General features: G+C 63.6%; 24 protein-coding genes. 12 read left to right on the plus strand and 12 right to left on the minus strand.

From position 1 onward, the window contains the following. Positions 1–21 precede the first annotated feature (21 nt). Positions 22–1236, plus strand: coding sequence for a M20 family metallopeptidase (locus NO931_RS13185; protein WP_256392798.1), 1215 nt, complete (start codon positions 22–24; stop codon positions 1234–1236). A gap of 3 nt (positions 1237–1239) precedes the next feature. Beyond that, positions 1240–2355 (plus strand): alanine racemase, encoded by a 1116-nt coding sequence (locus NO931_RS13190; RefSeq protein ID WP_256392799.1) that lies wholly within the window; start codon positions 1240–1242, stop codon positions 2353–2355. Positions 2356–2400: 45 nt separating this feature from the next. On the opposite strand, the gene NO931_RS13195 is transcribed toward NO931_RS13190, so the two are convergent. Continuing rightward, entirely contained in the window at positions 2401–3171 is a 771-nt protein-coding gene (locus tag NO931_RS13195) for a class I SAM-dependent methyltransferase (protein WP_256392800.1), read from the minus strand. A gap of 133 nt (positions 3172–3304) precedes the next feature. Between NO931_RS13195 and NO931_RS13200 the strand changes: the two genes are divergently transcribed. Further along, the gene (locus NO931_RS13200; RefSeq protein WP_256392801.1) at positions 3305–3871 is read left to right on the plus strand and encodes a DUF5518 domain-containing protein; all 567 of its coding nucleotides are present in this window, start codon (positions 3305–3307) and stop codon (positions 3869–3871) included. 25 nt (positions 3872–3896) lie between these two features. Here NO931_RS13200 and NO931_RS13205 read toward each other — a convergent pair whose 3' ends face one another. Further along, a complete protein-coding gene (locus NO931_RS13205) occupies positions 3897–5240 on the minus strand; it encodes an HAD family hydrolase (protein ID WP_256392802.1) in 1344 nt (447 codons plus the stop codon). 286 nt (positions 5241–5526) lie between these two features. Between NO931_RS13205 and NO931_RS13210 the strand changes: the two genes are divergently transcribed. Both NO931_RS13210 and gfcR read left to right on the plus strand, forming a co-directional pair. After that, the gene (locus NO931_RS13210) at positions 5527–6594 is read left to right on the plus strand and encodes a glucose 1-dehydrogenase (RefSeq protein ID WP_256392803.1); all 1068 of its coding nucleotides are present in this window, start codon (positions 5527–5529) and stop codon (positions 6592–6594) included. A 201-nt stretch (positions 6595–6795) separates the two neighbouring features. Next, complete coding sequence (gfcR, locus tag NO931_RS13215; protein WP_256392804.1) at positions 6796–7440, plus strand: transcriptional regulator GfcR; 645 nt, start codon at positions 6796–6798, stop codon at positions 7438–7440. Positions 7441–7544: 104 nt separating this feature from the next. On the opposite strand, the gene NO931_RS13220 is transcribed toward gfcR, so the two are convergent. Further along, a complete protein-coding gene (locus tag NO931_RS13220; RefSeq protein WP_375142058.1) occupies positions 7545–8213 on the minus strand; it encodes a bifunctional 4-hydroxy-2-oxoglutarate aldolase/2-dehydro-3-deoxy-phosphogluconate aldolase in 669 nt (222 codons plus the stop codon). 209 nt (positions 8214–8422) lie between these two features. Here NO931_RS13220 and NO931_RS13225 point away from each other — a divergent pair, with 209 nt between their 5' ends. After that, positions 8423–9013, plus strand: a complete 591-nt coding sequence (locus NO931_RS13225; protein ID WP_256392806.1) for a DUF7110 family protein — start codon at positions 8423–8425, stop codon at positions 9011–9013. Positions 9014–9141: 128 nt separating this feature from the next. Then, positions 9142–10530 (plus strand): pentapeptide repeat-containing protein, encoded by a 1389-nt coding sequence (locus tag NO931_RS13230; protein WP_256392807.1) that lies wholly within the window; start codon positions 9142–9144, stop codon positions 10528–10530. A gap of 108 nt (positions 10531–10638) precedes the next feature. Here the strand turns inward: NO931_RS13230 and NO931_RS13235 are convergent, their stop codons facing one another. Then, on the minus strand, positions 10639–11304 hold the full coding sequence (locus NO931_RS13235) for a hypothetical protein (RefSeq protein ID WP_256392808.1): 666 nt from the start codon (positions 11302–11304) through the stop codon (positions 10639–10641). Positions 11305–11603: 299 nt separating this feature from the next. On the opposite strand from NO931_RS13235, the gene NO931_RS13240 reads away from it, so the two are divergent. Continuing rightward, positions 11604–12266 (plus strand): hypothetical protein, encoded by a 663-nt coding sequence (locus NO931_RS13240; RefSeq protein WP_256392809.1) that lies wholly within the window; start codon positions 11604–11606, stop codon positions 12264–12266. 364 nt (positions 12267–12630) lie between these two features. Here the strand turns inward: NO931_RS13240 and NO931_RS13245 are convergent, their stop codons facing one another. Together NO931_RS13245 and NO931_RS13250 are read right to left on the minus strand one after the other, a co-directional pair. Next, a complete protein-coding gene (locus NO931_RS13245) occupies positions 12631–12987 on the minus strand; it encodes a type II restriction enzyme NmeDI-related protein (RefSeq protein WP_510629984.1) in 357 nt (118 codons plus the stop codon). Positions 12988–13007: 20 nt separating this feature from the next. Then, a complete protein-coding gene (locus NO931_RS13250; protein WP_256392811.1) occupies positions 13008–13280 on the minus strand; it encodes a hypothetical protein in 273 nt (90 codons plus the stop codon). Between the two features lie 38 nt (positions 13281–13318). On the opposite strand from NO931_RS13250, the gene NO931_RS13255 reads away from it, so the two are divergent. From NO931_RS13255 to NO931_RS13265, 3 genes are all read left to right on the plus strand, one after another. Further along, entirely contained in the window at positions 13319–14350 is a 1032-nt protein-coding gene (locus tag NO931_RS13255) for a hypothetical protein (RefSeq protein WP_256392812.1), read from the plus strand. Between the two features lie 210 nt (positions 14351–14560). Further along, entirely contained in the window at positions 14561–15547 is a 987-nt protein-coding gene (locus NO931_RS13260; RefSeq protein WP_256392813.1) for a patatin-like phospholipase family protein, read from the plus strand. Between the two features lie 233 nt (positions 15548–15780). Further along, positions 15781–16044, plus strand: a complete 264-nt coding sequence (locus NO931_RS13265) for a HalOD1 output domain-containing protein (protein ID WP_256392814.1) — start codon at positions 15781–15783, stop codon at positions 16042–16044. A 26-nt stretch (positions 16045–16070) separates the two neighbouring features. On the opposite strand, the gene NO931_RS13270 is transcribed toward NO931_RS13265, so the two are convergent. The 5 genes from NO931_RS13270 to NO931_RS13290 all read right to left on the minus strand — a co-directional run bounded on the left by NO931_RS13270 (position 16071) and on the right by NO931_RS13290 (position 22645). Continuing rightward, complete coding sequence (locus NO931_RS13270) at positions 16071–16412, minus strand: DUF7268 family protein (protein ID WP_256392815.1); 342 nt, start codon at positions 16410–16412, stop codon at positions 16071–16073. Beyond that, entirely contained in the window at positions 16412–17350 is a 939-nt protein-coding gene (locus tag NO931_RS13275; protein WP_256392816.1) for an ABC transporter permease, read from the minus strand. The genes NO931_RS13270 and NO931_RS13275 overlap by 1 nt, the downstream gene beginning before the upstream one ends. After that, positions 17347–18390, minus strand: a complete 1044-nt coding sequence (locus NO931_RS13280) for an ABC transporter permease (protein ID WP_256392817.1) — start codon at positions 18388–18390, stop codon at positions 17347–17349. The genes NO931_RS13275 and NO931_RS13280 overlap by 4 nt, the downstream gene beginning before the upstream one ends. A gap of 33 nt (positions 18391–18423) precedes the next feature. Next, positions 18424–20091, minus strand: coding sequence for an ABC transporter substrate-binding protein (locus tag NO931_RS13285; protein WP_256392818.1), 1668 nt, complete (start codon positions 20089–20091; stop codon positions 18424–18426). 85 nt (positions 20092–20176) lie between these two features. Further along, positions 20177–22645, minus strand: a complete 2469-nt coding sequence (locus NO931_RS13290) for an ABC transporter ATP-binding protein (RefSeq protein WP_256392819.1) — start codon at positions 22643–22645, stop codon at positions 20177–20179. A gap of 125 nt (positions 22646–22770) precedes the next feature. Here NO931_RS13290 and NO931_RS13295 point away from each other — a divergent pair, with 125 nt between their 5' ends. Then, entirely contained in the window at positions 22771–23286 is a 516-nt protein-coding gene (locus tag NO931_RS13295; protein ID WP_256392820.1) for a DUF7529 family protein, read from the plus strand. A 135-nt stretch (positions 23287–23421) separates the two neighbouring features. On the opposite strand, the gene NO931_RS13300 is transcribed toward NO931_RS13295, so the two are convergent. Continuing rightward, positions 23422–24006, minus strand: a complete 585-nt coding sequence (locus NO931_RS13300) for a hypothetical protein (protein WP_256392821.1) — start codon at positions 24004–24006, stop codon at positions 23422–23424. Positions 24007–24061: the final 55 nt, after the last annotated feature.

The following is a 24061-nucleotide window of genomic DNA, read 5'->3' on the forward strand; positions in this document are numbered from 1 at the left end:
ACTGCGATTCAAAACTACATCATGAGCGAACAAACCCGAACCGCGGTAGAAGAGATCGACTACGACGAGACGATCGAGCTGTTACAGGAACTCGTCAGGATCGAGAGCCCGTACTTCGAGGAGGAGGAGATCGTCGAGTTCGTCTACGACTGGCTCGACGCCGAGGGGCTCGACCCCGAGTACCACCCGGTCAGCGAGCCCGAGATCACCGGCTTCGAGGGCGCCAACGTGCTCGCGCGGAGCGAAGGAACCGATCCCGACGCGCCGACGCTGCTGTTGAACGCCCACCTCGACACCGTCAAAATCGTCGAAGAGTGGGACGAGGACCCGCTCTCGGGGCGCATCGAGGACGGCAAACTGTACGGACAGGGCGCCTGCGACATGAAGGGCGGCCTCGCGGCCATCATGGTCGCGTTCCGGGCGCTCGCGGACGCCGACCTGCAGGGTAGCGTCGTGTTTTCGGCGGTCGTCGACGAGGAAGGCCCCTACGGACTGGGCGCCGACCAGATGATCCGCGACGGCGTCACCGACGACTGCGACGCCGCGATCGTCACCGAGCCGGGGCCGATCCTCGCTCAGACCGAGATCGCGAACCCCGCGCTGATCCTCGGCGCGCGCGGGCGATTCCTCTACGATATCACCGTCAGGGGCCACGCCGCGCACGGCTCGCAGCCCGAGAAAGGCAAAAACGCCGTCGTCGACGCCGGCGCGCTGGCCGGCGCGCTCGCCGAGATGGACGTCGGCACCCACCCGAAGCTCGGCGACGGGTCGGTCTGCCCGCTGTCGATCGAGGGGGGCGGCGAGACGCTGTCGGTCCCCGAGTCCTGTCGCCTGCTGGTCGATCGCCACGTCGTGATCGGCGAGGACGAAGACGCAGTGCGGGCCGACGCCGAGCGCGTCGCCGCCGATCTGGATCTCGACTCCGATGTCGAGATCGGGTTCCGCGAGGCGCCCGCGCCGGACGTCCGGTACGGCCCCTACGTCACCGACGAGGACCACCCGCTGGTCGGCGCGCTCGAAGGCGCCTCGGAGTCGGTCACGGGCGAGGCGCCCGCGATCGGCTACTTCTCGAGCGTCGGCGACTTCAACTACTTCGGACACCGCGCCGAGCTGCCGACGATCATCGTCGGACCGGACGGCGAGAACATCCACGGCGCCGGGGAGTTCGTCTACACCGACGAGGTCGTCGACGTGACGCGGATGCTCGTCGAGGCGACAAGCGAGTACGCGGGCTAGGTCGTGATCGAACGCCCCGACGCCGACGCCCGTTCCGACGCCAATCCTCCCGACGCGCGCTCGGGCGGGCCGGTCCTGACCGTCCGGCCCGCGGTCGTCGAGCGCAACGCCCGGCGGGTCGCCGAGCGCTTCGACGGCGACCTCGTCGGCGTCACGAAGGGGCTCTCCGGCGATCCGCGCGTCGCCCGAGCGATGCTCGACGGCGGCGCCGCGGCGCTCGCGGACTCGCGGATCACGAACCTGCGGCGACTCCCGACCGACGGTGACGACTACGAGCGTCACCTGCTCCGGATGCCGTCGCCGAGCGAGGTCGACGCAGTCGTCCAGAGTGCCGACGTCTCGATGCAGACCGAGCCGTCGATCCTCCGGGCGACCGCGGCGGCGGCGTCGCGGTGCGGCGTCGAGCATCGCGTCCTGATCGCGGTCGACGTCGGCGACCGGCGCGAGGGCGTCCTGCCGGAGGATCTACCGTCGATCGCAGCCCTCGCGGACGACCTCGGCGGGATCTCGGTCGCCGGCGCGGCGGCCCATACCGGCTCACTCAACGGCGTCGTGCCGACAGCGGACGTGATCCGGCGGTTCGTCGACGCCGTCGAGGAGGCCGAAGCGACGCTCGGCCGGGAGCTTCCGATCGTCTCGGCTGGCAGCTCGAACGCGCTCTCGCTGTGTTTCGCCGGCGAACTCCACGATCGAGCGACCCAGCTTCGGATCGGCGAGGCGATCCTGCTGGGCACCGATCCGACGAGCGGCGACGCACTGCCGGAGTTCGAAACAGACGCGTTCGAGCTCTCGGCCGACGTGATCGAGCGCAAGGAAAAACCGTCAGCACCCGAAGGCCCGACCGGCCGGGACGCGTTCGGCGAGTCGTCGACGGTCGAGGATCGAGGCGTCCGCGATCGGGCGATCGTCGCCCTCGGTCGGGTCGACACGGCCGTCGACGGACTGACGCCGCGGCGCGACGGCGTCGAGATCGTCGGCGCGAGCAGCGATCACGCGGTGCTCGACGTGACGGACGCCCGCGGATCGGTACGGCCCGGCGACAGTCTCGCGTTCGACCCGCAGTACGGGGCGCTCGCCCGCGCCGCGGCGTCGCCGTACGTCGGGATCGACTACGAGTGACCGGCAGCCGCGTCCTGGTGGGCGCTACCGTTCGTTTGGTGGGTGCTACGGTTCGGGGCGATAGACCGCCCGAAACCGCAGCCGCCGGTAGTCCGCAGTCCAGACGCCGTCCCCGTAATATGCTGGCCGAAGCCGCTCCTCGACGGCCGCGACGACCGCCTCGCGTTCGCGCTCCGAGAGCGGCGCGAACAGCCCGTCGGCGAACACGTCCAGCCAGTTTTCGAGTCCGTCCTCGCCCTCGAGTTCGGTCGGCCGGTCGAACAGCGTCGCGTCCCGCACCTCGAAGCCATGCCTCTCCAGCCGCGAGGCGTACTCGCCGACAGTGGGGAAGTGCCAGGGGTTGTCGGCGTCGTAGCCGCGCTCGGCGAGTTCCGCGAGGACCGCGTCCACGATCGCCGCGACGTTGCCGTCGCCGCCCAGCTCCGCGACGAAGCGGCCGCCGGGTCGGAGCGCGTCGGCCACGGTCGAAACGGCTGCGTCCTGCTCGTCGATCCAGTGGAGCGCGGCATTCGAGAAGACGGCGTCGAACGGCTCGTCGAATGTCGCGGTTCGTGCGTCGGCCTGCCGGAACGCGAGTTCCGGGTGGTTCGCGCGTGCCCGCTCGATCATCTCCGCCGCGCTGTCGATCCCGACGATGTCGGCGCCGCTCGCAGCGATTTTACCCGTCAAAGCACCCGTTCCGCAGCCGAGATCGAGCACGCGCTCGCCCGCTGCAGGAGCGAGCAGTTCCAGCACGTCGGCGCCGTACTCGTAGACGAACGAGTGGTCGTCCTCGTAAGCCGTCGCGTCCCAGTCGGGCTCGTCGCGTGGCGACATCGAGTTGCAGTAGCGATCTGGCGGATATAAGGGCCGGGCGTCGACAGACAGAGTGGAAGTGGTCACCTCGACGCGCGCCGCCGCGGCTGTGCGGTCGGTGACATTAAACCTCCCGCGATCCCTACCTCTCGGTATGGGTGAATCAGACACGCTGTTGAACGCCGGGATCGGCGCCGTCGTGACGATCGTGACGTCGTTCCTGCCGTTCTCCCCGATTCTGGGCGGTGCGGTCGCTGGCTACTTGCAGGGAGGCACGAGAAACGAGGGCGCGAAGATCGGCGGAATCTCCGGCGCCCTGTCGCTGCTGCCGATGCTGTTTTTCGGCTTCATCATCATGCTCTTTCTCTTCGGCTTCGCCCCCGCGGATGGCGGCATCGTCTTCGGCTTCTTCTTGCTGTTCGTCGGGGCAGCCGCGGTCGCGTACACGATCGGACTGGGCGCGCTCGGCGGGTATATCGGCGTCTACGTGCTCGAAGAGACGGATATCGGGCGCGACGCTCGTCACGGCGGATCGCGCCGCGGCGGCGACGCGATTCCGGGCCAGTCGCGCTCGGACGACGAACGCTGGGGACGGGCCGACCAGGACGAGAACACGGATCGCCCCGACGAAAACGCCGGCTGGGACGACGACAGCGAGGCGAGTTGGGGGCACGACGACTCGGAGGTCGACGGCCGGGACCGCCGAGACGACGGCTACTGATCGTCGCTTCTTCTTCGGCGTCGGGTCAGGGGATCCCGGCGAGCTGATTCAGCGCGTAGGCGGTCCGGAGCATCTCGGCGCTCTGACCCTGCCCGAACACCAACTCATCCCGGTCGAGGACGTGTTCGAGCGTCTCCTGGGAGGCGTGTTCGGGCGCCGCGGCGATGCCGGCGTCGTGCTCGTCGACCCACTCCATGACGCGGCGGTCGCTCTTGCTGTCGCCCATCACGAGCGCGAACGGGTCGTCGATCCCGAGCACGTCGAAGGCGGCCTCGACGCCGACGACCTTGTTCAGTTCGAGGCTGCCGATCTCCGCTGCGTCGGCCTCGTAGTACGCCACGTCGATCCGGTCGAACGTCGTCGCGACGGCGTCTGGCAACTCGTCGGGCGCGACCTCGGGGAACTGGCCGGCCCGCTCTAACACGCGCCGGATCTCGGGGTCGGCGTCCGCGTAGAAGGCCCGCGCCCACGCGTTCGCCGGGACGCCGGCGTCCGTGTCGGCGCCGCTCCCCGCGCCGTCGCCGGTCGATTCGTCGTCTGTCGCGGCGCCGATCGCGGGGTCGTCGCCGGACGCCGCCGCGGCCGCGTCGACCGCCAGTTCGTCGACGACGACGGCCCCCAGCAGGTCGAGCAGGTAGACGAGCGCGTCGTCGATCACCTCGCGGGCGCGGGTCGAGCCCGTCTCGAAGTTGGGCTTGAGCGTCACGTTGAACTCGTTGCCCTGCAGGTGACAGCAGTGCCGTAACTCGTCGGGGGCGTCGGGAAGCACCCGCGCGCGGACGGCGTCGAACACGGACCGCGTCTCGGCGTCGAGATTTTCGTAGAGTAGCTGCTTGGTGTCGGCGCCGTGTCCGGGCGTGAACACGCCGGTGCCGGCCTCGTAGACGATCGAGAGATCGCCCGAGTGGACGATTTCGCTGCCCAGCCCCTGGATCATGAACCCCTTGACGTTTTCGAGCGTCTGGCCGGTACAGATCACGATCGGGACGCCCGCCTCGTGGAACTCGGTCAGCACGTGAAGGACGTCTCGGGGGATCTCGTTGTCGGTCCCGCCGGCCGACCGCAGCGTCTCGTCGACGTCTAACACGAGGACGTTGACCGCGCGGTCGTACTTCGCGTGGAGGTCCAGCGCGGCGAAGGCTTGATCGCGCGTCGCACGCGCGGCAATCTCGGCGAACGTCTCGCCGACGGCGAAGGCGCCGCGGATCTCGTCTTTCCGGTCGTCGAGTTCCTCGTTGGCGTTCTGCCAGTGTTCGAGCGCGACCCGCGAGTCCACGGGCGGGAACAGGTCGACGAACTGCTGGTACTCCCGGAGCTGCTCGGTGTCGAAATCGTCGTAGAGCCGATACAGCAGATCGTGTCGTTCCATACGCCCATGCGCGCGGGCACCGTCTTAACGATGTTGCGTTCGGCGATCGTCGCGCAGTCGCTCGATACACTCGGAGGCGAGGGGAAAGGATATGGCACGGGTACGGCGGGTGCCGGAGACGGGAGAGGGGATGTGGCTCGGCGTCCGGTGGGGGAAACCGGACGACATGGGGGAGACGGCCACGGCGTGCGGCCGGTACGGCCACGGGGGTTGGCACCCGCCGTCAGCTTCATGCTTTACTCGATAAAGAATAAATCTTTTGCTCTCCCGGGTACAGGAACGGAGTATGAAAGCTGTCGCAGTGCGCCGCGGCGAGGAACAGCCCACCGTGATCGAGAAACCCAAACCCGACCCCGAGGACGGCGAGGCGCTGGTGCGGACGCTCCGCGTCGGCGTCGACGGCACCGATCACGAAGTGATGAGCGGCGCCCACGGCGGGTTCCCCGACGGCGAGGACCACCTCGTGCTCGGCCACGAGGCCGTCGGCGTCGTCGAGGACCCGAACGGGACCGGCTTCTCGGAGGGCGACGTCGTCGTCCCGACGGTCCGGCGCGCCCCCGACGGCACCAACGAGTACTTCGAGCGCGGCGAGCCCGACATGGCGCCCGACGGCCAGTACTTCGAGCGCGGCATCGTCGGCGCCCACGGCTACATGTCCGACTTTTTCACCAGCCCCGAGGAGTTCCTGATCGAGATTCCCCGCGACCTCGCGGAGCTTGGCTTCCTCGTCGAGCCGATCAGTATCACCGAGAAGGCAAACGAGCACGCCTACGCCTCCCGATCGGCGTTCCAGTGGAATCCGGAGTCCGCCCTCGTGCTGGGCAACGGTAGCCTCGGCCTGCTGACGCTCGCGATGTTCGAGCACACCGAGGAGTTCGAGCGCACGTACTGTCTGGGTCGGCGCGACCGGCCGGACCCGACGATCGACATCATCGAGAAGCTCGGCGCGACGTACGTCGACTCCCGCGAGACGCCGGTCGACGAGGTGCCTGCCGCCCACGAGGGGATGGACTACGTGTACGAGGCCACCGGCTATCCGCCCCACGCGTTCCAGACGATCGAGGCGCTGGCGCCCAACGGCGTCGGCGCGCTGCTGGGCGTGCCCGACTCCTGGGAGTTCGAGATCGACGGCGGCCGGCTCCACGAGGAGTTCGTCCTGCACAACAAGGCGCTGATCGGCAGCGTCAACTCCCACGTGAAACACTTCGAGGCCGCCGTCGAGACGATCCAGCAACTGCCCGAGTGGCTGTTCGAGGACCTGATCACGGGCATCTACGACGTCGACAACCTCGATCCAGCCTTCGACGAGGGCGACGACGTGATCAAGACCGCCGTCGAGTTCGACTCGCTGTAGTCGCCGCGACGCGATCGGGCCCACAACGCCTGCCTCGTCCTCCCGATACTGCGACCGAACTCGTATCGCCCACCTCGTCCCGACTGTCTCTCTTGCTTGCTCGTCCCGTCGTCGCCGCGGCGTCTCGACGCCGCCGGACGGCCGTAGCACCCGCGTTATCTCCTCGCTGGCTTTATAAAAGACGGCCGCGAACCTTGTGGCATGAAGAACGTCGACGATCTCATCGAGAGCGCTGCAGAGCTCGCCGACCGCGGGCTCTCGAAGGGGGAGATCGCGGACGAGCTCAACGTCTCGCGCGAGACGGCGAGCTGGCTCGTGGAACGCAGCGGCGCCGGCGGCGCCGCCGAGGCCGTCTCGGCGCCCAGCCCGACGGCCAGCGGTCCGGACGACATCCACGTCGACTGGAGCGCGATCGGCCGCGACAGCAAGCGCCTCAGCCACGTCGGGACGGCGATGGCCGACATGCTCGCCAAGCACGGCGAGGAAGTCGACCTGACGATCGGCATCGAGAAGGCCGGCGCGCCGCTCGCGACCGTGGTCGCCCGCGAACTCGACACCGACCTCGGGACGTACGCCCCGCGCAAGCACCAGTGGGAGGAAGGCGACATGGAGGATCTGGGCGGCACGTTCTCCCGGAACTTCGCGCAGATCCGCGATCGCGAGTGCTACGTGGTCGACGACACGATCACCAGCGGGACAACGATGCGCGAAACCGTCGAGGCGATCCGCGAGGACGGCGGCGACCCCGTCGCCTGCATCGTGCTCGCGGACAAGCAGGGGATCGACGACATCGAGGGCGTGCCGGTGTACTCGCTGCTGAACGTCATCAGCGTCGCCGAAGAGTGATCGGCGTCGTCGAGGGGTGATCGGCGCCGCTCTCGGCGTTTCGACCGCAGAAAATCGCAGTCCGTTTTCGCGCCGCCTGGTTCTCGACCGAGCGCCCGGTGGGCTTACTCGGCGCTCTGCTTGGCGTCTTCGACGGCCGCGACCAGTTCCTCGGCGTTCTCGGTGAGCGCCTCGAACTCGCCGGCCGCGATCGCCTCGTCGTCGATCAGCGAACCGCCCGCGCCGACCGCGACGGCGCCGGCCTCGATGAACTCGCCGGCGTTGTCCGGCCCGACGCCGCCGGTCGGGACGATCGGCACCTGACCGAGCGGCCCCTTCACGCTCGAGAGGTAGCTCGGGCCCAGATCCGAGGCGGGGAACAGCTTCAGCACGTCGGCGCCGGCCTGGTATGCCTCAACGGCTTCCGTGGGCGTCGCGACGCCCGGCGCGACGACCGCGCCGTAGCGATTGCAGGTCTCGATGACGTCCTCGTGGGTGCTCGGGCTGACGACGAACTCGGCCCCGGCCAGCAGCGCGGCCCGCGCGGTTTCGGCGTCGAGCACGGTGCCGGCGCCGACCAGCACGTCGTCGCGGTCGGCGTAGCGGTCGGCCAGATCGCCGATGGAGTCGATGGCGCCAGGCGTGTCGGCGGTCACCTCCAGCGTCGTGACGCCGCCCTCGATCAGCGCGTCGGCCACGTCGACGACGTCGTCGCGCTCGACGCCGCGCAGTACCGCGATCACGCCGCTGTCCACGATCTGTTGCAGGTCCTCGTGCGTGCTCATGAGCGACACGTCGGCGGCCGCCCGGATAACTGCTTTTCTTTGCGTCGCGGCGGTCGCCGCGTCGTCGTCGGAGCGGCGCCGTCTGCGATCGAGCGCGGCCCGCCGCCCGTTCGTTCCTTCCGAACCGCTGTGAAAGGAGCAAACGAAAGGTCATTTAAACGTCCGGTGCCTATTGTCGAGTGAGAGCTTGGCCGTCGCACACCCCTCGACACCCCACCATGTCAACAGATAATTCCAGCCACGTGTATCGACTTCACTCCACACTGGAACTGCCGCTCGAAGACGTTCACGAGTTCTTCGACGATGCGGCCCTTCCGGACGGCGTCGAAGACGTCGACATCACGCGCCGAAACAACACCCTCATTCTCAAGGCGGTCGCCCAGGACAAGTCGATCAGCAAGTACACCCCGACGGCACAACTGAAAGCGAGCGTCACGGAGAATCGCGTCTACGAGGAGCCCGAGGAGGTCCGCCGCCGCGCCAGCGGTCCCCAGTGGGGCGACGACGAAGAGGAAGAAGAGCCCGAGTCCGAACTCGTCGAGTTCGCCGCGTTCAAGGGCGACCGCGAGACGGTACTTCAAAACACCACGCTGCAGTACGAGATGTTCCTCGTGCTCTGCGATATCGCCCGCGAGGCCGAGAAGGGAACGCTCACCGCCATCACCGAGAAGGACGGCGACCTGCAGGCCACCCGGATCGTCGACGGCGAGGAGCGCCCCAGCTCGATCGAGGTCGTCGAGGGCGCGGGCGACTCCGACTCCCAGGGCGGCGGCGTCGACTGGCGGAACAACGAGTTCATCAGCGACTGACGGTGCCTAGCCGTTAGGTACCGTTCTCAACTTCGTCCAGAGTCAGTTATCGGTGATTCTCCGTGGAATGCAGTCGATGGAATATGAGACTGCACTTTTATCTCACGTAAGAAGAGTTGTTTTCAGGGATGCACACATTCGCTGCTAAATTTGACGATATTGTACATGCAGACGATCTCCCTGCCCCATTTGATGCCTCTCAGAGGTGTGAATATTCTATTGAGACGGAGTCACTCCCTGATGAGTGGGGCGGCTGGTGTTGCTATCGTCCCGTATGGAATGGCAACGAGCGTTGCATTTGGCATGCCGAAGAGCCGATAAAGCGATCCAGTGATCTACATAAGGCACAAAAATATGAACGGACTTGGCCCCAAAGATTTGGTGAGGTTGATTTAACCCGGCGTCTTGATCATGCGTATCTCCGAAATTATGAGGTAGATGAAAATCGGCAAGAAGATCATTTCCAGCAGCCACTGTCTTTCAGCTCCTGCACTATGTTTGGTTCCAACTTTTACCACAGCGACTTTAGCCAATCTTCTTTCCGGAATGTCCGGCTAAACGGCTCAAATTTCGAGGAGTCCGTGTGCCGTTTTACCCTGTTTCAGGGTTGCGATTTGAGTGGGACAGATTTCAAGTACGCCAATCTTGAAAACGCGCGAGTTTTGAGACAATCTATCCAGAACGCCGATTGGATTGGTATAAACCTAAAAGACGCAAACCTTCACGACAGCGATCTCAATTGCTCAAACCTCCGTCTAGCGGAACTAAACGGAACTCGTTTGACGCAAGCAACAATGGAGGGATGCAATCTTGAGGAAGCAGAATTAGAAAATGCTGATCTACGGGATGTTGATCTCCGGAATGCAAAATTCTACGAAACGCTTGTCCGGAACGTCCGTATTAATGAAGGTACAGAATTCGGCGATACATCTATCTACGAACAAGAAGCTGATATGGACGCTAGTATCTCACAGGACTCAGGGTCTCGGACTGAACTAGGTGGAGTGCGTAGCGCTGTAGAACGTTTTGGCAACCGGTGTCGCAATCGGACGGACGACGCGGACTCTTTACAGAGTTCCATTCGTGTTTATCGGCTCTATCAACGGTTGCTCCGAGAAGCATCTCTTCCGGAGGACATTCGGCTGTTTAGGATTCGTGAAAAGCACGCAAGACGGAAACTCGCTCTAAGTGAAAGTCAATATCTGCAGTGGCTCAAACTAAGCTTTGATCGCTGGGTGATGCTGTATGGGGAAAGCCCAAAACGTGTCATTGGGGCGTCTGTCGGAGTTATCTCTATATTTGCTGTATTATATTCACTTATTGGAGGATTAGAACCTACCCCTTCTTCTGCGGGACAGTTTCTGTATTTCAGTGTAGCAACCTTCACAACTCTCGTATATGGCAATATTCGTCCCGCTAAGGAAACTACTCAGCTCTTGGCCAGTCTTGAAGCATTTCTCGGCGCTCTTCTATTGGCTCTACTGGTTTTCGTTCTTGGAAGACGGGCGACTTGGTGATCTATGTCTAATTTCTACCTTTTGTGAGTATCGAGACGATCTCTGAGAACTAACCTCTACTACTCGCAAAGAACTATTTTTGCTTCTTGATTAGGGAAAGAACGTGAATTAGTCTCGATCCTGCATCGGACGAGGACCAACATCGGTCATCCATTCATCCAATCCCTGAAATTCGACACGCTCGAATTCGCGAATAATTTTGGTTTCTGTAGGTTCTTCTAACTGTTCTCGAAGAGACTGCATGTCGTTCCACCCTCCTATTTCCAGAAGAACGCGAGGATGAATTCGCCACCGACTAATTGCCTGCCGTGCAAAGAAGATACGGAGATCGAGCGATGAAACGAGTTCAAAGTCCTCTTTGCCTGTCTCCTCTGCAGCTGCCTTGGCTGCGTCTTTCACGAAATTCTGTATTGAACGCATCGCGTACTGTATCAGGTCTTCATTGTGACTGACGTCATTGGCTTCTGCATACTCTTGCATGAACTCGTGAACGCTCCTGGGGAGATATGCTCTGCGGGGCCGCCCACGAGCATACTGATCATCTTCATCTTCCTCCGTAGGTATGAAGAGAAAGTATTTGTCCGGGGCAACATCACTCCGCTCAGCATGTTGAAGTTGGACATTGACGATCTCGGAGACTTTGAGCCCAACTTCTCCACCTAGCCGAATTGCCAGTGCCGTCGTAGGATCAGGAGCATTGTTAAGGAGCGTCCGGTATTCGTATCGGTCTAGATAAACCCGGTACTGACCCCGGGACAGCTCCTCTTTCTCCATACTGGCTCCAAATCAGGCGAGGGCCATAAATACTGCCATCGATTGGTTCTCTGAACGAGTACTGGTGGACCAATTCTATTCATGGATGGGGTAGAACTCTGGGGAAGGTTTTTAATCATGGCTGTAGAACATGGTGGTGAGAAGTAATGATGTAACTACTGAGCAAGTGACTTTGACCGCCCGAATCCCCGACGTTGGCAATCCGGACGGCCGAGCTGGTCTCCCAGCTGACAATCGATCTGGCAATCTGATTGTCCCACTGGGAGTTATTAATGGTTTGTGTTGCGGCGTCGGCGGCAGTGAGTCCCAACTCCATCCACGAATCAATGCACGAAATCAGCGGATACGAGAAGCGAATTCGAGACGAACACGGGCACCAGCCCAGTGTTGATGACCAAGTAGCCCTATTTCCCTTCCTCGTTTGGTTGGAGCTGACCAATCGAGATAATGCCCTGACGGTGGGACCAATTAGGGAACACGTCGAAGAGTACGGAATCGACCTCAACCACAACGTCAACACGACACTGGGCAACCTGCACGACCTAGGATTGCTCGCCAGATACTATCCGGACGCAGGAAATGATGCGATCATCGTGAGCGAGCGTCTTGATGACGTTGTATTCGAATCTTGGGAAGAGGTCACCCTGAGGGACCAGCAAGCCCTCATTGAGCACATTCATGAGCAGGAAGAACAGCTTACGGCGTGGGCGGACGGCGGAGTAGTACCACTCCGACGAATCCTCGCTGTAGAGTTCGATGTCCCCCCAGAAGAGGTAGAAGACCATCTACACACTGGGACTATCGACGAGCAGCGGGAGAAACTCAACGAGGCAATCAATGTAGTTGAAGCCCATGAGGAAGTTGATAGTCGGGACTCCTATGGGCGAGTAGAGTGGCTACACAAGGGTTACCGTTACTGGGTACCTAGTGAGGTCCTCAGTGGGGGTGTCGTTGAAGGATGACGCCGATCGCTCTCTTGGTAACGGGTATCCTCGGAGCTGTTGCTACAGTCGTACTGAGTGGCATCTTCGGTCGATCTACAAGTGGTGGGTATCTCTAGCGGGGTAGTTGGATTAAAAAGGAGATAAGCTATTCCTCCGGGGTGCTAAGATACTCGTTGCAGGTATTATTGCTACCTCTCTATGGTCTCTAGTTGCAGCCATGGGTCCGGGGTTAATTGTGCTTGTTATGGTTGGTGGCTTAGTCTTGCTAAACCACTGTGAGATCGAGAATTGGAACCTCAGCTGAAACTCATCACCATGGCACCTAATTGAGTATTTACAGATCTCCGTCAACCTAGGTCGCCGCACCAAGCATTGATCCTTGTTAGAATACTTGTTGGAGGGGCCCTGCCTGGTGGACGGTTTCATGTGTTTCTCGCACCTCCTCGAATGATAGATACCGAAGGGTAGAGTATTTCGATTGGTCAAGCACTTTCTTGAATGTCGGTCGATTCATTTCCTCCCAGACCTTGTCCTCATCGTCCGCAGGAGCCACGATATGCATATTTACTCCTACGTTGGGAACTCTTGCAGTGAAGTCCGTCATTCGGAGTATCCCACTATAGATGCTCGTCGTACTTTCTACTTCGAACATCCCAACGATGACATCGTCTTCAAGCCAGATCACGTCGACATATTCGATAATCCGGGTCACGGCCTGACTGAAACCTGGTAGATTCAACTGTTCAATACAGTCTTCGCCTAATCGGTTACCGTCGTAAGTTCGATTTGCTCCACTTGGTCGATACTGCCGCGAAGCTCGTCGAAGTGTCCCGCAACGTCCTCCGACAGCTCAACTGAGCTGTTACCGTCCTGTCGCTGCTGAATCTCGCATTCGACTGCCTGCCGAATAAGTTGTGACAAGTACTGAAACTCGCTTTCTTCGTCCAGATACTGCTCCCAGCGTGCTTTTCGTTCCGGGTCAACCCAGAGGTTCACGTTTTCCTTGTCGTAGTCTTGTTCGCTGTCTGGCATTGCCGCACGGCCGATTAGCCTCTTGGTGCATAACGTTCATGCACCAGACTGTAGAAATTATACTCGATTATTACTTTCGCGAAAGTATCAATATTCTCCAAACACCAGTAGTGTTTAGCATGAATCCGGATCGTTTTGCGGAGGACAGGGACTTTGCTAGTGAGATTGTTGGGCAAGGAATGAGTAGAAACGTGTTTGCAAGAGTCTTTGAGATACAGCGGCATCTTGAGCAAATTCAGGAGTCCGTTGAGCAGTTGAAGGCTTTTCAGGATCGCTATGATGAAGGACAGATGACGCGTGAGGTAGCGAGCGGGGCTCTATTTGGAGTGAAACAGCTGATGCGTTCATTAGATTCTATTGAATATGCATTTCCTGAATTGGGTGAAAAGGTTTGGTTCTCTGGATTTCAGGAAGATGTACATCACACCTTTTGGCGGGTTGAAGACGAAAGATTCGATGCTGCACTTAATTTTGAAGGGGAGGATCTTGGAGGGCTCTATAGAGAAGTCAGTAATATTCTAGATAACATTTCCGATTCAAACCATACTAGCCCTATTAACCAACTTCAGCGTTTTCTGGAACGGTATGGTGATGAGTTCAATACATATGACGCACCAGACGAGTATCACAAAGAAGTCTTTGAAGCACGTGATCTCTTCTGCTTAGGCTATTACTCAACAGGATTGATTGTACTAGGAAGAGCTGTAGAAAGAGCAATTCTACAATTAGGAAATGCTCGGAAAATCAAGTCAGTAAACGGATTTAGCCCGCACACGGATTGGGACTCAGCGCGTTTCTGGGAGAGAGCGGAAGCATTGTACAATCTTGATATGCCAGATGACTCGGGTAAGATGATTTCTAAGCGCCAATATCACCTGATTCAACTTTTGATCGACTATCGGAACAAGGTAGCTCACAAAGACTATCGTGAGATTTCCAAGAACGATGCGGCTCGCATGATGGGGCAGGCTCTTGATTTGCTCGCAGAATTGGAAGAGACAAGAGAGAAGTTGAACAAAATGGCTGACGATGAAATTCACAAAAGGGACAACGTGTCTGTATCAGTATGAGAATGGAATTAGTACATAGCTGGTAGGCACCTATCCAACGGTAACGAGTTCATCAGCGATTGAGCGTACGGCACCGCCGCCGATCGAACGTTCCTCGGGTAGTCTCGAACCGACTGTCAGTAGCTACACCACTCCACAGTCGACGGTTCTGGACCTCTGGCGCTCGCTCGCCCCCCAACACTATCTCGCGCCGCATCGGCACTGTCACGTATGAGCGAGAGGGGCGATGCCGACGGTGCCACCAGCGTTGCGATCGCCTGTCAGGGCGGCGGTAGCCACACGGCGTTCACCGCGGGCGTTCTCGAACGAGTTTTGCCGATCTTCGACGGCGATTCCTACGAACTCGTCGGGCTGAGCGGAACGTCCGGCGGGGCCGTCTGTGCGACAGCCGCCTGGTACGGCTTGCACGTTCGCGGGACGGAGTACGCGGCCGCGACATTGGAGTCGGTCTGGCGGGATTTCGCGGCGACATCGCCGTTCGAGAGGGTCGCTAACGCCTGGTTCGTCGCGCTGGCGAAGTTCGCCGCGCGAGGCGGGCCGATCCCGCTGTTCAGCCCGTACGAACTACCGTACACCAAGTTCGGGCGGGATCAGTTTCTCGACACTCTCGAGACGCACGTCGAGTTCGATCGGATTCCGGATCTCGCCGCCGACGCGTCGGCGGACCTGATCCTCGGAGCGGCGGACGTCACCGAGGGCGAGTTCGAGACGTTCGTCAACGAGGAGGTCACCGCCGAGACGGTGCTCGCGTCGGCGGCGATTCCGACGCTGTTCGAGGCTGTCGGGATCGGCGACCACTGGTACTGGGATGGCCTGTTCTCGCAGAACCCGCCCATCAGGGATTTCCTCACGATGCCAGAGACCGCGTCGGAAAAGCCGGACGAGATCTGGATCGTCCAGATCAACCCCAAGCACCGCGAGGAGGTCCCCGAGTCGGTGGAAGACATCGCCGATCGGCGGAACGAGCTGTCCGCCAACCTCTCACTGTTTCAGGAGGTCTACTTCATCGAGAAAATGAACGACCTCATCGAACGCGGGAGCCTCCCGCAGCAGTACAAGCCGGTCGAAGTCGAGTTCGTCGACCTGGGAAGTGACCTGCCCGCGCCGACGAAAATCGACCGGGATCCGGAGTTCGTCGATCGGTTGCTCCAACGCGGTCAGCGACGTGCCGAGCGCTTTCTTCGAAGTCGGCGGTGAGTCGACGCTCGGCGGCTGGAGTGAACAGCGGCGTCGTCCCGTCGGCGCCGGTAGCTGGCGTCCGTAGCAGCCGGCGGCATGTCGTGCTCGTCGTACCGATTCCGTTCTGTCGATCGCTCCGGGCCGCGTCCGACGCGCGTCTGACGCCGACGGCCCACCCCGACGCAGTCTTGCATTTGAGCCCGTTTGAACGGTAGCATCACTTTATAAGTGACAACCTTGCAGCATCTACTGTGCAAGCACTCGTGAATGCAGTCGACGATCGCACCGAGACGAACGACGACGTACCGATCGACGCCAGAATCGCCGAGGCGGTCGCCGAAGCGAAGGGCGTCGACACGCTCGATCTCGACCCGATGTACGGCGTGATCGATCCCGACGCGCTCGACGCCGCAGTTCGATCGATGGACGCCGAGGGGTCGGTGGCGTTCGAGTACGAAGGATTCAGCGTGACGGTCACGGGCGACGGACGGATCGACGTCACCCGGCCGTCGTAAGCGCGTCGGCAGTTTTCGGACGCCGATCACGCGCTCAGCGCCAGCACCTCGACGAGCGAGCTTCCGACCATCAGCCCGCCGCCGAACCCGCCGACCCGCGCCATGGCACGCCGCGATTTCGCCTCTGTCCAGTCGGAGTTCGTGTTCATGTGCTCCTGCATCGCTTCGACGCCGCTGCCGGCCATCACCGATCCCGACCAGCCCAGCAGGCCGACGCCGAACGCGAGCGCCCCGACGCCGAAGGCGATCTCGACGGCGCGCAACCCCGTCCGCCCGGTGGCGATCAGCGCAGGAATCCCGAGGACGCCGACGAGCACGCCGACCGCGAGACCGCCCCCGACCAGCCGGAGGCGCCGAGCGGCGCTCATCAGTCGACTGCGTCGCGCATGCGCGGATCGAGCGCGTCGCGCATGCCGTCGCCCAGCAGGTTAAAGCCCAGCACCGTGATCGCCAGGAACAGCCCCGGGAAGAAGGACATCCACCACTTCCCGGTCTGGAGGCCGTTCTCGACGCCCTTCGCGAGCATCAGCCCCCAGGAAGGCGTCCCGGCCTGCGCGCCGAACCCGAGGAACGACAGGGCGGCGATGTCGATGATCGCCAGCCCGAAGTTCAGCGTCGACTGGACGGTGATCGGCGCGAGCGTGTTCGGCAGGACGTGCCTGACGAGCACGCGCGGGTCGGTCGCGCCGATCGCGACGGTGGCGTCGACGTACTCGTCCTCGAGCACTTTCAGCGCGGCGCCCCGGACGACGCGGGCGAACCGCGGGGTGTACACCAGGATCAGCGCGATCACCGCCTTCCAGAGGCCCGCGCCGAAGATCGCGACTAGCGCGAGCGCCAGCAGCAGCGACGGGAACGCCAGCAGCACGTCCATCGTACGCATGATGACGTTGTCCGTGATATCGCCGTAGTACGCCGCGATGATCCCCAGTCCGACGCCGGCGGCCGTCGAGATGCCGACGGTGATCGAGCCGAACTTCAGGGCGATCCAGGCGCCGTACAGGGTTCGCTTGTAGATGTCCCGCGCCGAGGCGTCCGTGCCGAACAGGCCGGTGGCGTCGGCCGCGCCGGTCCAGACCGGCGGCGCCCGGTCGGCGATCGTCCCGCCGAGCCGGGAGCTGCGGAGCACGCTCACGTCGTAGGACAGCCGCGCGTACAGGCCGACGAACAGCATCCCGAAGATGATCGCCAGGCCGACGAGCGCGAGCCGGTTCGACAGCAGCTCCGAGAGGAACGGCGAGTTGCGCAGTCGGTCGAGGAAGCTTCGCGACTCGGTCGCCGTGGTGGTTTCTGATTCGACGCTCATTGCTGGATGCGGGGGTCGAGGTAGCTGTAGGTGATGTCGACGCCGAGATTAACGAGCGTAAAGAGCAGCGCGAACGTCAGCACGATCCCCTGAACGACGGGGTAGTCCGAGTCGCTGATCGCCTCGACGAGCGTCGTCCCGACGCCGCCGATGCCGAACACGGTCTCGGTCAGCACCGCGCCGCCCAGCAGCGTGCCGAACTGGATGCCGATGACGGTGATAACGGGGATGAAGGCGTTCCGAAACCCGTGTTTCAGCACCGTGATCTTCGCGCCCTGACCTTTCGCGCGAGCGGTCCGGATGTAGTCCTGCCTGACGACTTCGAGCATCGAGGAGCGCATCATCCGGGAGATCAGCGCCATCGAGTAGACGCCGATGGTCATCGCGGGCAAGAACAGGTGCTGGACGGCCGAGAACCACGCGTCGGGGCGCCCGAGCAACAGCGTGTCGACGGTGACCATCCCCGTCAGCGGCAGTTCGCGGCCGAACAGCACCCAGTGATCGTCGAGGAAGATCGTCGAGCCGATCCGCCCCGCCGCCGGGAAGATGCCCAGATACGCCGAGAAAAACAGGATCAGCAGCGGGCCGGACCAGTAGATCGGGACGGAGATGCCGGTGAGCGCGCCGACTCGGGTGACGTGGTCCGTCAGCGAGTCCTGCTTGACCGCCGAGACGATCCCGAGCGGGATGCCCAGCGCGATACCGATCGCCTGGCCGTACAGCGCCAGTTCGACGGTGACGGGCAGGCGCGTCTTGATCACCTGGCTGACGGGGTTCCCGCGGGACACCTGGTAGGAGTCGCCGAACTCGAACTGCGCGGCGTCGACCAGGAATCGGCCGTACTGGACGTACAGCGGGTCGTTCAGCCCCAGGCTCTCCCTGACCGCCTCGACCTGCGACGGCGGCGCGCGCTGGCCGACGATGAGGCGGGCTGGATCGCCCGGCGCGAGGTGGAGGATGGCGAACACGAGCGACGCCACTCCGAACAGTACCGGAACGAGCAACAGCAGCCGTTTGAGGATGAAGCGCTTCGAAACCATGAGTGAGTCGCGGGGAGTGGCCCCTCGCGGGGGTCAGTTCAGCGACACCATTTCGAGGTACGGACCGCCGACCGAGCTGACCGTGTAGGAGTCCTCGTCGACGGCCTCGTTGACCGCGCGCAGCGTCTGGGCGTAGTCGATGAACACCCACGGCGCCTCGTCGTGGGCGAGCTGGCTAGCCTCCTCGTAGAGGCTCTGTCGGGTCGCCTCGTCGTAGGACGCCTGGGCCTCCCGGACGGTCTGCATGTACTCGTTGTTCGCCCACGCCGCCGCGTTGAGCGGGCTGTACCCCTCGGTGTCGAAGCTGACCCAGTCCTGGCCCTCCGGCACCTGTTCGAGGTCGACCTTCGGGTCGAGCAGGACGTACATGAAGTTGTCCGGGTCGGCGTTGTCGGTGTACCAGCCGAGGAAGCACGCGTCGTGGCGGCCCGCGTCGGTGTAGTCAAGGTACGACCCGAAATCCGAGAACTGGTTGATCTCGACCGACATCCCGATGTCCTCCAGGTCCGACCGGACCTGATTGGCCGTGTCGACCGGGCTCGGGTTGTACCCCCGCGGGTTCGAGAACGTCGCGAGCTCGAAACTGAGCCCCGTCGCGCCAGCTTCTTCCAGCAGCGTCTGAGCCTGCTGTTTGTCCTGCGGGTAGGGTTCGAGGCTATCGTTGTGCCCCATCACGTCCGGCGGCAGGGGCTGGGTCGCCTGCTCGGCGAACCCCTGGTAGATGTCGTTGACGATCGCCTCGGTGTTGACCGCGAGACTGACCGCGCGCCGGACCTGCCTGTTGCGGAACGCCTCGACGCGCTCCATGTTGAACGCCATGTAGCCGACGTTGATCCCGTTCTTCGACAGCAGCGACGCCGAGCCGGAGTTCTGGACCTGCTGGGACGACTGCGAGTCGAGGTTGTCGGTGATGTGGGCGTCGCCGTTGATCACCTCCTGGACGCGCGAGGAGTTCTGGCCGACCGTCGTGAACACGACCTCGTCGACGTTCGGACCGTCACCCCAGTAGTCGTCGTACGCGCTCAGGCGAACCCGCTCGTTGCCGTTGTCGAGTTCCTCGAACGTGAACGCTCCCGTTCCCTTCGGATCGGTGCCCAGTTCGACCTGACTCTCCGGATCGGCGCCGAGATTTTCGATCTGGGCCTGCGAGAGGATCGCGGCCGCGAACATCGCCAGGTTCCGCAGGAACGGCGCGTACTGCTGGACGAGTTCGATCGAGAGCTCGTAGTCCGAGCTCGCGTCGACGCTGTCGACCCAGTTGCCGAAGGTGAAGGCGCCGTACCCCGAGCGGTTCTCGCCGAGGTAGTAGTCGTACTCCTCGTCGATGAACCGCCGGATCGTCGCCCGCGCGTCTTCGGCGGTCAGCTCCTCGCCGTTGTGGAACTGGACGCCTTCTCTGAGCGTGAGCGTCGCCGTCGTCCCTTCGAGGGAGTACTCCGTCGCGAGCCCCTCCGTCAGCTGTCCCCCGCTCCCGGGCTCGAACTGTATCAACTGGTCGTAGATCTGGTTGGTCACCTTCGCGACCTCGCCGCTGGTCGTCTGCTGGGGGTCGTAGTTCTCGGGGTGATCGCCGCGCGCGTACACGAGCGATCCGCTGCCGTCGCCGCCGCCCCCGTCGAGGCAGCCCGCCGTCGCCGTCGTCGCTACGGCTGCGCCCCCCGCCGCTTTCAGGAAATCCCGCCGGCTTGCATCGTGCGACATATGTAACTATAATTCATGCTATTATTAAATGCGAGGGGTGGCGATCGACGAGAAACGGACTGGACGGAACGGCCGACGGAACCGGTCAGCCGTCGTCGACTAAGTGGCAGGCCGCGCCGTGGGCTCCCTCGCCGCGGACCGGCTCCTCGCGCTCGCAGGGCGTCTCGAACCGCTCGCGGAGCAGTTCCGCCGCGGCGTCGCGGTCGCCGTCGACGAGGTGGCCGGCCGCTCGCCTGACGACTTCGCCGACCTCGCCGGTCGGGCGCTCGTCGAACTCGCGATCGAGCAGCCGCCCGACCAGCACATCGCGGTCGGCGCCGCCGTCCGTCGCGGTTTCGATCGTCTCGGCCTCGGCGTCGGCGCTCGGCCCGCCGCCGCCGTGGATGGCGTCGGCTGAGATCTCGTCGGCCTCGACGCGCTGGCGGAAGTTCATCGCCGCCCGAAACGTCGACTGCTCGACGTCCAGTCCCTCCGACGGGATCACCTCCGGACAGCGCGTCCGGAAGTTACAGCCCGACGGCGGATCGACGGGGCTCGGAACGTCGCCCTGCAGGATGATCCGGTCGTCGGTGTCGGCCAGGGGGTCCGGTCGCGGGATCGACGACAGCAGCGCCTTCGTGTAGGGGTGGCGCGGATCGGCGAACAGCTCGGCCGTCGGCGCGGACTCGACGACCTTCCCGAGGTACATCACCGCGACGCGGTCGCAGATGTGCCGGACGACGCTCAGATCGTGGGCGATAAAGAGGTACGTCAGCCCGAACTCCGACTGTAGGTCCTCTAGCAGGTTCAGGATCTGGGCCTGCACGGAGACGTCCAGCGCGCTGACGGGCTCGTCGGCGACGATGAAGTCCGGGTCGACCGCGAGCGCCCGCGCGATGCCGACGCGCTGGCGCTGCCCGCCGGAGAGCTCGTGGGGGTAGCGCTCGAACTGCCCCCGTTCCAGCCCGACCGCCTCTAACAGTTCGAGCGCGCGCTCGCGTCGCGCTTGCCGCTGAGACATGTCGCCCGTCTCCTCGGGCAGCCCGTGGATCTTCAGGGGCTCGACGACGGTCTGGCCGACCGTCATCCGCGGGTCCAGCGACGACATCGGGTCTTGGAAGATCATCTGGAGGTCCTGCCGCTTCGCCCGGAGGTCGTCGGCGTCGAGCGTCGTCAGGTCCTCGCCGGCGAACAGGACCCGCCCATCGGTGGGTTCGAGCAGTTGCAGGATCGACCGGCCGGTCGTCGACTTCCCGCAGCCGGACTCGCCGACCAGTCCCAGCGTCTCGCCCTCGTAGACCTCCAGCGAGACGCCGTCGACCGCCTTGACCGTCTGGGGCTCCGAGGAGAGCCACTTGTCGAGCAGGTCGTCCGCCCGGGAGAAGTACTTGCGGAGCCCCTCGACCTCCAGCAGCGGGTCGCCGACGAACGTCTCGGACTCGCCGGAAATCGACGGCGCCTCGACGCCGTACTCGCTCTCGTCGAACGACTCCATGACGCACTTGGCGGCGTGATCGACGTCGTCGGGGCCGTGCTGGAGGTAAGGGATCTCGTTCCCGACACACGCCTCGTGGGCCCAGGGACACCGCGGCGCGAAGTTGCAGCCGTCGGGCATGTCGACGAGGTCCGGGACGTTCCCCTCGATCGGCCGGAGCCGGTCGCTGTCCTCTCGCGGGATCGACTCCAGCAGCGCGTACGTGTAGGGGTGCGAGGGGTTGTGGAAGATCTCCTCGACCGGCCCCTCCTCGACGATCTCGCCGGCGTACATCACGGCGACCCGATCGCACGTCTCGGCGACGACGCCCAGGTCGTGGGTAATAAACAGCACCGACGTGCCCAGATCGGCCTGCAGGTCGTTGATCAGTTCCAGAATCTGGGCCTGGATGGTCACGTCCAGCGCCGTCGTCGGCTCGTCGGCGATCAGCAGCTGCGGGCGACACGCCAGCGCGATGGCGATCAGCACGCGCTGGCGCATCCCGCCGGAGAACTCGTGGGGGTACTCCTCTAAGCGCTCCTCGGGCTCCGGGATGCCGACCGCGTCGAGAATCTCGATCACGTCGTCGACGACCTCCTCGGGAAGATCCCGCCCCGGGAACACCTCGCGGACGGCGTTGAGCCACGAGTCGCGGCGCTTGGCGCCGTAGCGGTGCAGCTGGAGGCTCTCGGCGACCTGCTCGCCGACGGTCATCGCGGGGTTGAGCGACGTCATCGGATCCTGGAAGATCATGCTCATCTCGCCCCCGCGGACGTCCCGCATCGCGGCCTCCGGCGCCCGCGCGAGGTCGACCGCGCCGCCCGCGACGAACTCGTCGGCCCGGTTCGGATACTGCTCCGCGAGCCGCTCGGCGAGTTCGGCGTCTCTGAACAGCACCCGGCCGTCGACGATATCCCCCGGATCGTCGACCAGCTGCATCGCCGAGAGCGCGGTCACGCTCTTGCCTGACCCGCTCTCGCCGACCAGCCCGACTGTCTCGCCGCGCTCGACCGTCAGGTCGACGCCGTCGACAGCCTTGACCGCGCCGCGCTCGGTGGTGAACTGCGTCCGCAGGTCGCTGATCGACAGGAGGTCCGTCACTATGTCATTAGGGATCGTGATAAATAATAACTGTTTGCGTGGTCGGAACTGGTGCGCGGCTTCGGAACCGCACGGCGTTTCGCGCCGCTGAAGCCTTTTTGTCGGATGCCGCTCCCGATACGCACATGGGCAGCATCGACGACGCCGACCGCGCGGACGCCGTCGCGAGCCGCGTGCGACCGGTCTGGGATCGGGTGATCGAGGACGCGGCGGCGACCGCCGAGGCGTACCGCGAGGACGGCTGGGACGCCATCGTCTGCCACCCAGGCGACGTGACCGCGGTGGGGGACGCCGACGTCGAGCGCGCGGACGCCCGCACCGGGATCGACGTGCTCGTTCCGGACGACGAGTTCGAGCGCGTCGCCGCGGCGGTCGAGGGGACGGGCGCGTTCGACGAGGTCGACGTCTTCCGGGCCGAGGAGAACGGGATCGTCTTCGTCGTCGCGGCGCTGGAGAACACGACGGCCGAGACGACGATCCTCGTGCCCGCGTACTACGACGTCCGGAGCGCCGAGAACTTCCTCGCGACGATCGCCCGCGAGGGCGAGCTGCGCCTGCACGTCCGGCCGCTGGACTGCCGGCGTGTGTTCACGTTCGCGCAGGACGACCCGTCGCCGTTCTTGCCGGCGGACGGAGGCTGAGTGACGCGGGTTGTCGACCGGTCTCCGCGTGACCGATCGGCTGATCATCCCCAGGTGCCGACGCACTCGTTGGACTAATCGGCCTTCTTCTGGCTCGTCGTCGGCCTCCTTCGTTGCTTCTCCAACCGTCGGCGTTCACCCGTCGTCTCGGCGAAGCAACCGGGCAACTGCGCCCGCGCCGAGCGCCGCGGCGGCGGCGGCGATGCCGAACCCCGGCGTGCTGTCGCCGCCGCCCCCGCCGCCACCGTCGTCGCCCTGATTGGCTTCCGGGCCCGCCGGTCCTCCGGCCACCGACCTGATCGGGACGACCCGCAAGTCGAGGAAGACGAAGTCATCCCCGCACGCGCTCGCCTCGTTGACGATGAACGTGGTGTCCGGTTCCGGTCCCGGATCGCCCGCCTCAGTCAGCACGTCCAGTTCGATGATCGGCGCCGATCCGGTGCGTCGATCCATCAGGAAGCCGGTGTACGCCTGCGTCTCGTCAGGCGACCACTCCGCTTCCTCGCAGCCGCTGACCGGATCGCCGGTCGCGGACGTCTCCTCGTTGAGTTCGAGCCACTGTCCGGTGTAGTTGTCGGCGAACTCGTCGACCGACGGAATCACGGCCCCTTTCCGGAGGTCCTGCGCGCTCGCCGTCCCCGCTCCCATCGCTCCGACGCCGGCCGCGGCGGCAGTTCCCGTGCCGATGCTCCGTAGCAGTGCTCGTCGTGACGTGTCCATGATCTCCCCCTGACCGCGTCTTCCCGTTCGGTCGTCACGTGGAAAGGCGTTCGGA

The sequence above is a fragment of the Natronoarchaeum rubrum genome (assembly GCF_024494695.1).